Here is a 13,729-nt window from a genome sequence, read left to right as displayed (position 1 = left end):
AAACGGGCGGAAGGATCGGAAAAAGGCGCAGGGCCACTGGCCGGGGCTCCGGGTACGCAGGTGCGGCGTGTGCACGGGCGCTGTTCGGCCATTGTGGCACCCACGCCGCAATGCTGCCCGGCACACCCATCCGGGGACGGCTTGGGGCACAATCGCCCCTCTTCTTCGCGGCCCGCACAGGCCGCGCAGGCCGTAGTGCCTTCCCCCAACATTCTCTACAGGCCCTTCAACCCCATGGCATCCGTCAACAAAGTCATCATCGTCGGCAACCTCGGGCGCGACCCCGAGATCCGCACCTTCCCCAGCGGCGACCAGGTCGCCAACGTCACCATCGCCACCACCGACCGCTGGCGCGACAAGAACACCGGCGAGAACAAGGAAGCCACCGAGTGGCACCGCATCGTCTTCAACGGCCGCCTGGCCGAGATCGTGGGCCAGTACCTGCGCAAGGGCTCCCAGGTCTATGTCGAAGGCAGCCTGCGCACCCGCAAGTGGACCGACCAAGCGGGCCAGGAAAAGTACACCACCGAAATCCGCGCCGACACCATGCAGATGCTGGGCAGCCGCCAGGGCATGGGCGGCGGCCAGGGCGGCCAGGGTGGCGGCTATGACGACGGCGGCTACGGCGATGCCGGCGACAACGGCGGCGGCTACGGCGGTGGCAATGGCGGCGGCAACGCAGCACCGGCCCGCCGCCCCGCCCCGCAGGCCGCGGCTCCGCGCCCGGCACCCCGCCCCGCCCCGGCCCCCGTCGCCCAGCCGCCCCGCGCGGCCTCGGGCTTCGACGACATGGACGACGACATTCCTTTCTGAAACCTGCCGTTGCCAGGATCGCAGACAAAAAGCCCCGAGTGCTTGTCACCCGGGGCTTTTTGCTTCCTGGCTTGATAGCCCGCCACCCGGCCAGTTCTACTCAGTCCATTCCTCCCCGATCGTCTCGGCCTGCTCCAGCACCAGCTCCACGGCCGCATCAGCCGAGTCAGGCGGGTACTTGTACTTGCGCAAGATGCGCTTGACCATGAGCCGCAGCTTGGCCCGCACGCTCTCGCGCTGAGCCCAGTCCACGGTGATGTTCTGGCGCAGGCTGGTCGTCAGCTCATGGGCGATCTTCTTGAGCGTCTCGTCGCTCAGTTCCCGCGCCGCCGATTCGTTGAGGATCAGCGCGTCATAGAACTTCACCTCGTCCTCGCTCAGGCCCAGGCTCTCGCCGCGTGAAGCCGCCTCGCGGAACTTCTTGGCCATCTCCACCAGCTCTTCCATGACCTGGGCGGTTTCGATGGAACGGTTCTGGTAGCGCTTGATGACGTTACTCAGCAGCTCGGAGAACTTGCGCTCCTGCACCACGTTGGTGGCAAAGCGGCTCTTGATCTCGCCTTCCAGCAGACGCTCCAGCAGTTCCACGGCCAGATTGCGCTCCGGCAGGTTCTTCACCTGCGCCAGGAACTCGTCGTCCAGCAGGCCGATGTCGGGCTTGTCCAGACCCACAGCATCGAAGATGTCCACCACGCTGCCAGACACCACGGCCGAGCCGATGATCTGGCGGATGGCCAGCTCGCGCTGCTCGTCGGTCTTCTTCTGCTGGGTGATGTCCTTCTTGGTCAGGATCACCTTCACGGCCTGCATGAAGGCGACTTCTTCGCGAACGGCCTTGGCTTCGTCCAGCGTGCAGCATAGGGTGAAGGCCTTGCTCATGGCCAGCGCCGTGTCGGCGAAGCGCTTCTTGCCGTCGCGCTGGGCCTCGCTCTTCAAGCCCAGCACGTGGTTGGCCGCACCGGCCAGCACCTTGTGCCCGCCTGTGATGAAGCCGCTGTAGTCGAAGCCGTGCAGCATGGCGCGCAGCACGTCGAGCTTTTCCTCCAGCACGGCGTAGGCCTCGTAGGCATCGACCGTGGGCTTGCCACGGCCCTGGCTGGCCGTGTATTCCTTCATGGCGGCCTTCAGCTCGTTGCCGATGCCGATGTAATCGACCACCAGGCCGCCCTGCTTGTCCTTGAACACGCGGTTCACGCGGGCAATGGCCTGCATGAGGTTGTGGCCCTTCATGGGCTTGTCCACGTACAGGGTGTGAACGCAAGGCGCATCGAAGCCGGTCAGCCACATGTCGCGCACGATCACGAGGCGCAGCGGGTCGGTCGGGTCCTTGAAGCGCTTCTCCAGCCGCTTCTTGACCTGGCCGTTGTAGATGTGCGGGCGCAGAAGGGCCTTGTCACTGGCCGATCCCGTCATCACGATCTTGACGGCGCCCTTCTCGGGGTCCGCGTCATGCCAGTCGGGGCGCAGCTTGATGATCTCGTCGTACAGGTGAACGCAGATGTCGCGGCTCATGGCCACGACCATGGCCTTGCCGTTCTGCGCCTTGTTGCGTTCTTCGAAGTGCCTGACCAGGTCCGCCGCCACGGCGGCCACGCGCGGCTCCGCGCCCACCACCTTTTCCAGGGCGGCCCAGCGGCTCTTGAGCCTGGCCTGGGCGCCTTCTTCCTCGTCTTCGGCCAGCTCGTCCACCTCTTCGTCGAGGTGTGGCAGCTCTTCTTGCTTCAGGCTGAGCTTGGCCAGGCGGCTCTCGTAGTAGATGGCCACGGTGGCGCCATCTTCCTTGGCCTGCTGCATGTCATAGACATGGATGTAGTCGCCGAACACGGCCCGCGTGTCGCGGTCTTCGCTGGACACGGGCGTTCCGGTGAAGGCCACGAAGGTGGCGTTGGGCAAGGCGTCGCGCAGGTGCTGGGCGTAGCCGGCCTGGTATTTGTGCTCCACCTCATACGCCGGTGGAACGAAATTGGCGGTCAGCGCCGAACTGACTGCGTCACCCGTAGTCCTTGCAGTCGCTGCGCGCTCTGGCTGGCCCGCCTTGCGCTTGATGGTCTTGAGCTTCGCCTCGAAGCCGTACTGCGTGCGATGCGCTTCGTCGGCGATCACCACGATGTTGCTGCGATCCGAGAGCACCGGGAATGCGTCCTCGTCTTCGCCCGGCATGAACTTCTGGATGGTGGCGAACACGATGCCGCCCGAGGGCCGATGGGCCAGCTTGGCGCGCAGGTCCTGCCGCGTCTCGACCTGCACGGGCTGCTCGCGCAGCAGGTCCGCGCCCAAGCTGAACACGCCGAACAACTGCCCATCCAGGTCATTGCGGTCGGTGATGACCACGATAGTGGGGTTCTGCATGGCCGGCTCCTGCATCACCCGCGCGGCAAAGCAGGTCATGGTGATGCTCTTGCCGCTGCCCTGGGTGTGCCACACCACACCGCCCTTGTGCGAACCGCCCGGGCGGGACGCGGCCACCACCTGCTCGATGGCCGCGCGCACCGCATGGAACTGGTGGTAGCCCGCGATCTTCTTGACCAGCCCGCCGTCGTCCTCGAACAGCACGAAATAGCGCAGGTAATCAAGCAGGTAAGCCGGGGCCAGCACGCCGCGCACCAGGGTTTCCAGCTCGTTGAACTGGCCCAGCGGATCGAGCGTGACACCGTCGATGGTGCGCCAGGCCATGAAGCGCTCGGCGTTGCTGGAGAGCGACCCCATCAGCGCCTCGGAGCCGTCCGACACCACCAGCACCTCGTTGTACTGGAACACGTCGGGGATCTGCGCCTTGTACGTCTGGATCTGGTCGTAAGCCTTCCAGATGCTGGCGTTCTCATCGGCCGGGTTCTTCAGCTCCAGCAGCACCACGGGCAGGCCGTTGAGGAACAGCATGATGTCGGGGCGACGGGTGTGGTGCGGGCCCTTGAGCGAGAACTGGTTGACGGCCAGCCATTCGTTCGCCGACGCATTGCCCCAGTCCACCAGGCGCACGAAGTCGCCACGGGTTTCGCCATCTTTCTGGTACTGCACGGGCACGCCGCCCACCAGCAGGCGGTGGAAGTGCCGGTTGGCCGACAGCAGCACCGGGGCGCCCAGGTCCTGCACCTGCTTGAAGGCGTCTTCTCGCGCTGCCAGGGGAATGTGCGGGTTCAGGCGGGCGATCGCGTCGCGCAGGCGCTGGGGCAGCAGCACCTGGCGGAAGTTGTCCCGCGCCGGCGCGGGGCCATCCGGGGCGATGTCGTAGCCGCTCAGGTGGGTGTAGCCGACCTCCACGAGCCAGCTGAGCGCTTCCTGTTCGAGTTGGTCTTCTGTCATGCCCTGTTCTGTACTTCGTCAAAGCGCCAGCAGCGCGATATAGGGTTGGTAGCTGAAGCTGCGGTTCGTCTTCTGGCCCGTCAACTCGGTCACGATACCCAGTTCTTCAAGCACCTTCACCGCCGCCGTGGCAGTCGGAAAGGTAGTGCCCAATGCCTGCCGCGCGCGTTCGATGGTGAAGCGCGGCATCATGGGCAGCATCTCGAACAAGCGGTAGCTGGCCTGGCCGGCCTTGGGCGCGGCCAGCAAGCGGCGCCTGTCCGCCGTGATCAAGCTCGCCAGGGCCACCACGCCCCGTTCGGCTTCGGAGGCGGCACTGGCCACCCCCTCCAGAAAGAAAGCCAGCCAGCCCTCCCAGTCACCCTCGGTGCGGATGGCCGACAGGCGGCGGTAGTACTCGGCCTGGTGCTGCTTGAGGTAGCCACTGAGATACATCAGCGGCTCGGGCAGCAGCCCCCAGTGCTCCAGCAGGGCGGCAATCAGCAAGCGCCCGATACGGCCATTGCCGTCCAGAAAAGGGTGAATCGTTTCGAACTGGGCATGCACCAGGGCCACCTTCACCAAGGGCGGCAAGCCGGGGGCCTCGCCGTGGATGAAGCGCTCCATGTCGGCCAGCAGACCTGGCACATGCTCCGGCGGGGGCGGCACGAACGCGGCATTGCCTGGGCGCGTGCCACCGATCCAGTTCTGCGAGCGGCGCAGTTCGCCAGGCTGCTTGCCTGCGCCACGCACGCCATCCAGCAGCAGGCGGTGCGCGTCGCACAGCAGGCGCACGCTGATGGGCAAGCCATGGGGGTCGCGCAGATGGCCTTGAACACAGCGGAAGGCGCGCAGGTAGTTGGTGACTTCTTCGACGTCGTCGGTGTTGCTGACGGCCAGCCCGGCTTCGTCGTCGAACAGGTCCACCAGCGTGGCCTGCGTGCCCTCGATCTGAGAGGTCAGCAAGGCCTCTTTCCGGATGGCGCTGTAGAGCAGCCAGTCCACGGAAGGCGCCAGGCCCGACACGCCCGACAGCCGGGCCAGCGCCAACTCGGCCGCATGGTTGAGCCCGGCAAAAGCCTCCGGCGCCAAGGGCGGGCTGCCAGGCGGCAGCGCATACGGCACGAACGCCCGGACGGCTTCGCCCAGGGTCGTGGAGATGGCATAGGTGCCCGTGCTGCGCATGGTGTGAAAGCCCGCTTGAATGATTCCTCGAGCCATTAAAGCGCTCTTTAATTGCGAGGGCAAGGATGAAAGCGGGTTTTCATGCCATTCGATTCAGCTCAGCTCCCTGACCAGCGGCCGGAACACCTCGGACATGCGCAGCGCGGCCTGCTCCAGCCAGGCGTAATAGGCGGGCCACTGGTCTTCGCTTTCCAGCGGCGACGAGGGCCGCACCTGCAGGATGCGGCAGGCGTGCCCGTCCGGCAGCTCCATCCATTCGAGTGGGGCGCCCAGGGCCGCGTCGATCTCCGTCTGGCGGGCCTGGAGTTGCTTGAACATGCTCTTGGAGTTGCCGTGGTCGATATAGACCTCCATGCCCACCCGGCTCTCCCGCGAATTGACGGTGGCGGACAGGTGGATGCCCGAGCGGCCCAGGGCGATATTGGTCCAGTGCTGCGGGAAGGGCTTTTGCGGGCGCAGCGTGGAGCCCCTGGCCTGCAGCCAGGCTTGCCAGCCCGACCAGAACTTCAGCTGGCGCTGCTTGGTGGGCGTGGTGGTGGCGGCGGCCTGGGCGTTCTGCTGGCCCGTCTTGGCCCAGTCATTGGGTTTGACGACCACGTTGAAGCTGGGCGCCATGGGCGAATCGCCGATGCGCCACAGCTCGATCTCGGCGGCGAAGAAGTCCAGCTCTTCGGTGGTGTGCTGGTTCAGGAACTCCAGCGCGGCCACATGCTCGGTGCGGAAGGATTCGGCCAGCCAGATCACCTTGCGCGCGCCCACCCCTGCGGCATAGGTCAGGATCTGGCCGAGGTGGGTGTGGTTGGTCTTTTCCAGCTGGTTCTCGATGATGACCTTGCCGCCATCGTCGGTGCAGAGGATGTCCACCTTGAAGTCGCCCACGGGGTGCTCGATGCCGGCCAGTTCCAGTTCCCCCAGCCCCAGGGCTTCGGCCAGCAGCAGCAGGTTGTCGGGCTGCGCCAGCCAGGGCGTGAACTCGCCGGCCTCATGGGCCCAGGCCTGGCGCAGGGGGATGCGTTCGAGCTTACCGAGCGGGGCTTTCATGCGAGCGCATCCTCCAGTAGGGCTTGTGCTTCGGGCAGGCGGAGTTCGCCGGAGATGAGGCGGGGGAGCAATGTATCTCGAACCTCAGCCAGACTCGTCGCCTGAAGCACGTTCTCAACGAGCCGTGCAAACAGTGCGCCGACCACCTCGTCGAACCGCTCCAGCAGCTCAGGTGTCGGTACCAATGCAGGAATGGGTCGAAAGGCCTTTTTGCTGATTTCCATGAAGGTCGATCCGTTGGCCCGTCCTTTGATGGCCTCCATGTTTTGGCGACACCAGAACAACATGAACAGCGGCGATAGCTTTCCACCCGGCAAGATCCCGATGTACCCTTGATTGATGGCGACCGGTGTTTGCGCAATCGCCAAGTAGCCAATTGGAGCCCTGGAAGACATCAACAAAGAGCCGGCCGGAAGCAATCCAGAGCTGATTCGATTCAGTCCCAGATCACTGATGCGCCGCTCCGTGTCCAGCAACACCGGAGCGCTTGCACCGGACAAATCTTTCGGAGAAGTCCAGCAATGCAACGGTGGGTCCCAGAAAGCCTCATTCTTGGTATCTGGCGTCGCGCCGCCCACGGTATCCACCGCATCACCAACTGGCATGACAAGCCACCCCTTGGGCACCAACCCCAACTCCGTCTCTTCCAACCTATCCGGGAACAGCGCGGCCGTGGCCTCGTCCATGCCATCGGGGGCGCGGCCTGCCATCTTGGCGCGCACGGGGTCGAAATCGACGAACCACGACTTGAACAGCGCCTGGGCGATGGCTTCGAGGGTGGCGTTGGTTTCGCGCAGGAGGGTGATGCGGTCGTCGAGTTGCTTCAGTACATCAACCATGGCGCGCTGTACCTCGATGGCAGGAAGCGGCACCTCAAGTGCAGCGAGCGCCTTACCAGTCAGGTGTTTGATCGTCGTACCGGTGAAATATGGTTCCAGCAATCCCGCTTTGGCGGCCTGTTGAAACCAGTAGAAGAGGTAGTAGTTGTCCAGCGTTCCCTTGGGTCTGATACGGTGCAATGCTTTCTGCACCTTCATGCCAGCCGGGCCAGTCCATATCGCGCATCGTCCTGGCTCCCCGCCTTCGCAGACAACCAAATCTCCTGGCAGCAAGCTGTAGCGCTCTTCTTCGTGGGGTTCAAACCTCATCTCAGCCAGATCTGAAAGATCAAACTGCCCCCACCGCACGTTGCTGTTACCGAGGTATGGCTGCGGCGTCCCCTTGTTTTTCTGGGCGTCAAGCATCTTGCCGAGGCAGGCTTCGACATGCTCCCCCAACCGCACCGTCAGCCACTCAGAACTCATACCCCAGCCCCCCCAGCTTCTGCCGAATCAGCGCATCCAACTCGGCGCCCTTGGCCATTTGCTCGCCCAGCTTCTCGGTGAGCTTCTGCATCTTCTCGGCAAAGGCTTCGTCGTCGTCTTCCACGGCTTCGGCGCCCACATAGCGGCCCGGGGTCAGCACATGGCCGTGCTGCGCAATCTCGGCCAGCGGCACGCTGCGGCAAAAGCCCGGCACGTCTTCATAGGAGGTGATGCTGGCGCCCGCCTCCACTTCGCCGCGCCAGGCGGCCACGGTCTCTGCAATGCGGGCAATGGCGGCATCGTCCAGCTCGGCCTGCACGCGTGAAATCATCTTGCCGAGCTTGCGGGCGTCGATGAACAGAACCTCGCCCTTGCGTTGCTTGGTCTTGGCCAGGAACCACAAGCAGGCCGGGATCTGGGTGTTGAAGAACAGCTGCCCCGGCAGGGCCACCATCACCTCCACCACGTCGGCATCGACCATGGCGGCGCGGATCACGCCCTCGTTGTTCTGGCTGCTGCTCATCGAGCCATTGGCCAGCACGATGCCGGCGCGGCCCGTGGATTTCAGGTGGTGCAGCATGTGCTGCAGCCAGGCGTAGTTGGCATTGCCCTGCGGCGGGTCGCCGTAGTGCCAGCGGGCATCGCCTGCCAGGCTGCCGTGCCACCAGTCGCTGATGTTGAAGGGCGGGTTGGCCAGGATGTAGTCGGCCCGCAGGTCGGCGTGCTGGTCGCGGGTGAAGGTGTCGGCGGGCTCCCGCCCCAGGTTGAAGTCGATGCCGCGAATGGCCAGGTTCATGGCCGCCAGGCGCCAGGTGGTGGGGTTGGCCTCCTGCCCGTAGATGGACACGTCGCCTTTCCTGCCGCCGTGGGCTTCGATGAACTTCTCGCTCTGCACGAACATGCCGCCCGATCCGCAGCAGGGGTCGTACACCTTGCCGTGGTGCGGGGCCAGCACGGCCACCAGGGTCTTGACGATGCTGGCGGGCGTGTAGAACTGCCCGCCCCGCTTGCCTTCGGCGCTGGCGAACATGCCCAGAAAGTATTCGTACACCTGGCCCAACACGTCGCGGGCCACGGCGGGGTCGGTGCCGAAGCCGATGGTGGAGACCAGGTCCACCAGTTCGCCCAGCTTGCCGTCGGGCAATTGGGCGCGGGCATAGCGCTTGTCGAGGATGTTCTTGAGCTTGGGGTTCTCAGCTTCGATCAGGCCCAGGGCGTCGTCGATGTACCGGCCGATCGTGGTCTGCTTGGCAGCGGCGCGGATGGCCTCCCAGCGCGCGGCTTCTGGCACCCAGAACACGTTGGCCGAGGTGTAGTAGTCGCGGTCTTCGAGTTCGGCGGCGATGTCTTCGTCGCTGGCATCGCCGTAGAAGTATTCGTCGTCGGGGTCGCGCAGGCGCGCGGCCAGTTCGGCGGTGCGGGCGGTGAAGGTGTCCGAGATGTACTTGAGGAAGATGAGGCCGAGCACGAGGTGCTTGTACTCGGCGGCGTCCATGTTGGCGCGCAGCTTGTCGGCGGTGGCCCAGAGGGTCTTCTTGATGTCGTCGAGCATGTGTCCCGTGAGCTGGATTCGTTGTTGACTGCAAGGTGGCAAGGGGATTTGCCCGATCTGTCGATCTTAGAACGTGCTCACGATCTCGCAGGGGATCGCGTTGGAACGCAATCGGGATGAGTGGATGCTTCGGATGCGCCGCATGGACTCATGTCCATGCAAGCAGCCGGGGCCTCCAATCGCCCGATTTCGCTCCAACCCGAAGGGCAGCGGTGTGGGCGGGCCGTCTGCGGCGTTGCGGCGCTTGTGGATAGCCGTGCTATCCACTGCGCATCGCGCCTTGCATCCCATCCCGCCCACACCGCTGCGCGACCCCTGGGAGATCGTGAACACGTTCTTAGAACCTGCTCACCGTCTTTCCGGGGTGGGTTCAATCGGGGGGGGGCTTGCCGACTTGTTGAAATAGGCGGCCCAGAAGCCTCTTCCTCTCGCGGGGAAGAGGCTTTTTTTTTGTCCCGGGCGCCCGGCCTCGGTGCTCAGTGGTCCCGCGCCCGCAAGACCGCCTCGTCGAGCGCCATCGGCCGGGCCAGGTAGTAGCCCTGGGCGAAGTCCACGCCGAGCTGGCCCAGCACTTCCAGCTCGGCGGCCTGCTCCACGCCTTCGGCGACGAGCTGGCTGCCGATCTCGTGCGCGAAGCTGATGAGCCCCTTGGCAAGCGCGCGGCGGTGGCTGTCGCGGTCGATGGACTGGGTGATGCTCATGTCGAGCTTGATGACTTCGGGCTGCAGGTTGAGGATGTGGCGCATGCTGGCGTAGCCGGCACCCGCGTCGTCCACCGCCAGGCTCGCGCCCAGGGCGCGGAAGGGCCTGAGCGCCTGGGCGAGGGCGGCGTAGTCATTCACGATGGCGTGTTCGGTGACTTCGAGCACCACGCGGGAGAAGTCGGTGCCGTCATCCAGCAGCGGCTGCAGGGTGCCCGAGATGATGAGTTCGGGCGAGCAGTTCACGTTGAGCCGCACGTCGTGCGGGAAAGCCGCAAGCGCGCCCAGCGCCTTGTGGATGGCGTGCAGTTCCAGCTCCATGCCCAGGCCCACGCCGTGGGCGGCGCGGAACCACTGGTCGGGCGGACGGCGGGGCTCGGTGTCGAAGCGCGCCAGGCATTCGAAGCCGTGGATGCGGCGCTGCGCGATGCCATAGACGGGCTGGAAGACGATGCGCAGGCTGTCGGCCGCCATGGCCATGCGGATGTCGTGGGCGATCATGGCCTGCTGCTCTTCGCTGCGGGCCGCCGCGTCGAAATGAAACCCCAGGAATTCGGCGAAGGCGCGCAGCACGTCCATGTCGCGCTCGGTCAGCGTGGGAATAGGCTGGTAGCTGAAGCAGCACAGGGTGCCGAAGAGCCGCCGATTGCCGAGGACGATCGGCACGCTGAGATGCGCGCCGATCGGGACGGCCAGGGTTTCGGGGATGGCCATGGCGGCCGGGATGAGCGAGGTATCGGGGATGAAGGCGGGCAGTTCGCCCTGGAACACCTTCCTGCAATAGCCCTGCGAGAGCGGGATCACCTGGCCGGCGCGCAGCGGGCAACCGGGTTCGGCATCGAGGTAGTCCACCACCCGGTCGGTCTCGCGCAAGCGAGCGACGAAGACCACATCCATCGACAGATGGCGGCGCACCGCCTGCAGCACCCGCTCCAGGCCGGCGGCGCCGACCGAGTGCTCGAAGAAAGGTGCCAGGGGGTCGGTATAGGGGTGCGAGTGTCCTTGTGCTGCCGACATTTCTCCTCCTTCAGAAGTATCGCTGCGAAGCGGCTGGCGGCTCCTGGCCCGCCTGACTGCCCTGCTCGATTCAGCAATGCTTATCTCCATCGGTCGCCCGAGGCCATTTGCTTATAGGCGGTTTCCTCCATGCACAGCAGAGGAATATCGCGAGATTCCATCCCGCGCACCCTCTCGGGCCGCGCATCCTTGACGCGCATCAATCGAGGCCGCCGCCCTGCCGGCCCGTTCCTACCGCTCGGGAGGCCGTGCGCCCACGGGCTGCGTTCTGCGGGAGGGGCAAACTGGAAGGCCACGGCGGCTCTGCCCGATCCGCCGCACGACACACACCCAGGAGGCCCCCGCCATGCGTACCCCCGTTCCCACCGATACCGACGAACCCGGCATGGACCCGTCGGCCGACCCGAATGCCGAGCTGCCCGAGGGCGATGACATCAACGACCGCCTGAGCGCGGAAGACGATGTGGCCGACTCGATCGAGGACGTGTCCGCCCATGCCTTCGACGACATGCCGCAGGACGGCCCGCTGAACTTCGACGACGGCACCGACATGGGCCACCCGCGCGGCAACACGGCCCGCCAGGGCGGCACCTGGGAGGCCGACGGCGCCGACGAGGGCGACCTGAAGCCGCCGGCGGAGCTGATGTCGGACACCAACGGGCCGAGCGACCCGGACCTCAAGCGCCAGGGCTGAGCGCGCCTGTTCGGCGCCGGCTCAACGCCCGGCCGGCGCCAGCGCGGCGGCCAGGTGGTCGATGAGCGCCCGCAGCTTCGGCGGCATGTGCCGCGCTGCGGGAAAGAGCAGATACGCCGTGCCCTGGTAGAGCGTGTCCACGGTCCAGTCCGGCAGCAGGCGCACCACCCGACCTGCCGCGAGCGCATCGCGCGCGACGAAATCCGGCACGCAGCCCACGCCCAGGCCCGCCTCGATGGCGGCCAGGCGCATCTCGCTGTGGTTGACGGCGCAGCGGCCCGACACGGCAACTTCCACGGCCTCATCCTCTTTTCCGACGACCTGGCGCACGAAGCGCCAGCGCGCATCGCCCGCCTGCTCGCCCAGCGGCAGGCAGCTGTGGGCCATCAAGTCCTGCGGAGTGCGGACGCGCCCTGCCGTGGCCGCGCTGGCGGCCAGATAGGCGGGGCTGGCGAGCGCCCATTGCTGTACCGGCATGAGGGCCCGAGCGGCCATGCCGGGCGGCGGATCATCGGTCAGGCGCACGACCAGATCCACGCCTTCGCGCAGCGCGTCCACGGGACGGTCCACCACCATCAAATGCACGTCCACCTCCGGGTAGGCGCGCAGGAATTCCAGCACCGGCGCCTGCAGCACATGGCGCGCGAAAGCCTTGGGTGCGCTCAGGCGGATCAGCCCCTGCGGCGTGCCCACATGGCCCTGCGCCACGCGCAGGCTGGCCTGGGCGGCGGCCACCATCTCGCGGCCGCGTTCGAGCACGGCCAGGCCCGCCTCCGTCAGGCGCAGCTGGCGCGTGCTGCGCTGTAGGAGCGACACGCCCAGCGCACCTTCCAGCCGCGCCACCTGCCGGCTCACGGCTGAGGGGGTGAGCCCGTGCCGCCGCGCCGCGGCCGAGAAGCTGCCCGCCTCCGCCACGCGCACGAAGGCGACGAGTTCATGCATCACGTCCTGGAAATCGTCTGTTCTCACGCGGTACAGCTCCTGTTCTGCAGGCCAGTCTAGTCAAGGCGGGGGAGCGCAACGAACATCCGGGCCTTCGTTTCGCATTCTCCTGAACACGCACCATGCAGCCTTCCCCACTGGCCGACCGCCCCACTCTGCCCCCACTGGCCTGCACGGACGCTGCGGTCCGCCGCACGACCTCGTCCTCGCCCTCCTTCGGCCGGGTCGAGGCGCTGCTGCTGCTGGTGGCCGTGATCTGGGGCGGCAGCTACAGCGCCGCCAAGCTCGCCACGGCGCAGGTGCCGGTGCTGCAGTTCCTGGTGCTGCGCTTCGGGCTGACCTTCGTGCTGCTGCTGCCGGCGCTGCGGGGCCTGCGGGCGGCGCACCCGTGGCGCGCGGCGCTGGCCGGGGCCACGCTGCTGGGCATCAACCTGCTGGCGATCCTGGTGTGCGAGACCTTCGGCGTGTCGCTCACCACGGCGTCGAACGCGGCGTTTCTGATCAGCCTCTGCGTGGCGTTCACGCCGCTGTGTGAATGGGGGTTGCTGGGCGTGCGGCCCAGCCGCACGGTGCTGGCGGCGGCGGGTCTGTCACTGCTGGGCGCGGGGCTGCTGGCGTTCCAGCACGGCCGGGCGTCGGCAGGCCTCAGCGCGGGCGACGGGCTGATGGTGCTGGCGGCGCTGCTGCGCGGCGTGATGGTCTGCCTCACGCGGCGCCAGGGGCTGCGGCACGGTCTGCCGGCGCTCACGCTCACCGCCGTGCAGATGGGCGTGATGACGGCGGGCTCGGCCCTGCTGATGCTGGCCACCCACGGCACCACCTGGCCCGCGTTGCCGCGCAGCGTGCCCTTCTGGGCGGCCATGGCCTTCCTGGTGCTGTGCTGCACGCTCTTCGCCTTCTTCGTGCAGAACCATGCAGCCACGCGCGCCAGCCCCTCGCGCGTGGCGCTGCTCATGGGCAGCGAACCGCTCTGGGGCGCGCTGATCGCCGTGCTGTGGATGGGCGAGCGCATGACGGCCGCGGGCTGGGCCGGCGGGCTGCTGATCGTCGCCTCGGCGTGGTGGGTCACGCGCCGCAGCAGCCCCCCATGACAACGGGCGCCCGAAGGCGCCCGCAAGGCTCACATTGCTCTGCTTTTCATAGCATGCTGCGCTGATACATCAAGCGCGGGAGCTAGAAAGCATGCACGGCATGGTGGCTG

10 protein-coding genes are annotated in these 13,729 nt (G+C 66.5%); 3 read left to right on the top strand and 7 right to left on the bottom strand.

The genetic code is table 11. The features are described from left to right. Nucleotides 1-234 precede the first annotated feature (234 nt). Nucleotides 235-813 carry a single-stranded DNA-binding protein gene (gene ssb, locus AC3A84_RS03110; protein ID WP_487968282.1) on the top strand — a complete coding sequence of 193 codons (579 nt, stop codon included), beginning with the start codon at nucleotides 235-237 and terminating at the stop codon, nucleotides 811-813. Between the two features lie 96 nt (nucleotides 814-909). On the opposite strand, the gene AC3A84_RS03105 is transcribed toward ssb, so the two are convergent. The 6 genes from AC3A84_RS03105 to AC3A84_RS03080 form a co-directional block, all read right to left on the bottom strand. Further along, nucleotides 910-4,113 carry a type I restriction endonuclease subunit R gene (locus AC3A84_RS03105; RefSeq protein ID WP_487968281.1) on the bottom strand — a complete coding sequence of 1,068 codons (3,204 nt, stop codon included), beginning with the start codon at nucleotides 4,111-4,113 and terminating at the stop codon, nucleotides 910-912. 18 nt (nucleotides 4,114-4,131) lie between these two features. Then, nucleotides 4,132-5,313: a Fic family protein gene (locus AC3A84_RS03100; protein ID WP_487968280.1), complete on the bottom strand. Its 1,182-nt coding sequence runs from the start codon at nucleotides 5,311-5,313 to the stop codon at nucleotides 4,132-4,134. A gap of 57 nt (nucleotides 5,314-5,370) precedes the next feature. Further along, complete coding sequence (locus AC3A84_RS03095; RefSeq protein ID WP_487968279.1) at nucleotides 5,371-6,318, bottom strand: DUF4268 domain-containing protein; 948 nt, start codon at nucleotides 6,316-6,318, stop codon at nucleotides 5,371-5,373. Further along, entirely contained in the window at nucleotides 6,315-7,622 is a 1,308-nt protein-coding gene (locus tag AC3A84_RS03090; RefSeq protein WP_487968278.1) for a restriction endonuclease subunit S, read from the bottom strand. The genes AC3A84_RS03095 and AC3A84_RS03090 overlap by 4 nt, the downstream gene beginning before the upstream one ends. Continuing rightward, on the bottom strand, nucleotides 7,612-9,174 hold the full coding sequence (locus AC3A84_RS03085) for a class I SAM-dependent DNA methyltransferase (RefSeq protein ID WP_487968277.1): 1,563 nt from the start codon (nucleotides 9,172-9,174) through the stop codon (nucleotides 7,612-7,614). Before AC3A84_RS03085 ends, AC3A84_RS03090 begins: the two co-directional genes overlap by 11 nt. 476 nt (nucleotides 9,175-9,650) lie before the next feature. Continuing rightward, nucleotides 9,651-10,892 (bottom strand): sensor domain-containing phosphodiesterase, encoded by a 1,242-nt coding sequence (locus tag AC3A84_RS03080; protein WP_487968276.1) that lies wholly within the window; start codon nucleotides 10,890-10,892, stop codon nucleotides 9,651-9,653. A gap of 346 nt (nucleotides 10,893-11,238) precedes the next feature. Between AC3A84_RS03080 and AC3A84_RS03075 the strand changes: the two genes are divergently transcribed. Beyond that, the gene (locus AC3A84_RS03075) at nucleotides 11,239-11,586 is read left to right on the top strand and encodes a serine/threonine protein kinase (protein ID WP_487968275.1); all 348 of its coding nucleotides are present in this window, start codon (nucleotides 11,239-11,241) and stop codon (nucleotides 11,584-11,586) included. 21 nt (nucleotides 11,587-11,607) lie between these two features. On the opposite strand, the gene AC3A84_RS03070 is transcribed toward AC3A84_RS03075, so the two are convergent. Next, on the bottom strand, nucleotides 11,608-12,555 hold the full coding sequence (locus tag AC3A84_RS03070) for a LysR family transcriptional regulator (protein ID WP_487968274.1): 948 nt from the start codon (nucleotides 12,553-12,555) through the stop codon (nucleotides 11,608-11,610). A gap of 95 nt (nucleotides 12,556-12,650) precedes the next feature. Here AC3A84_RS03070 and AC3A84_RS03065 point away from each other — a divergent pair, with 95 nt between their 5' ends. Next, nucleotides 12,651-13,619: a DMT family transporter gene (locus tag AC3A84_RS03065; protein WP_487968273.1), complete on the top strand. Its 969-nt coding sequence runs from the start codon at nucleotides 12,651-12,653 to the stop codon at nucleotides 13,617-13,619. The last annotated feature ends 110 nt before the right edge of the window (nucleotides 13,620-13,729 follow it).

The sequence above is a fragment of the Paracidovorax sp. genome (assembly GCF_057642795.1).
The sequence above is the reverse complement of the archived record's forward strand: the minus strand, read 5'-3'. Positions and strand labels throughout refer to the sequence as shown.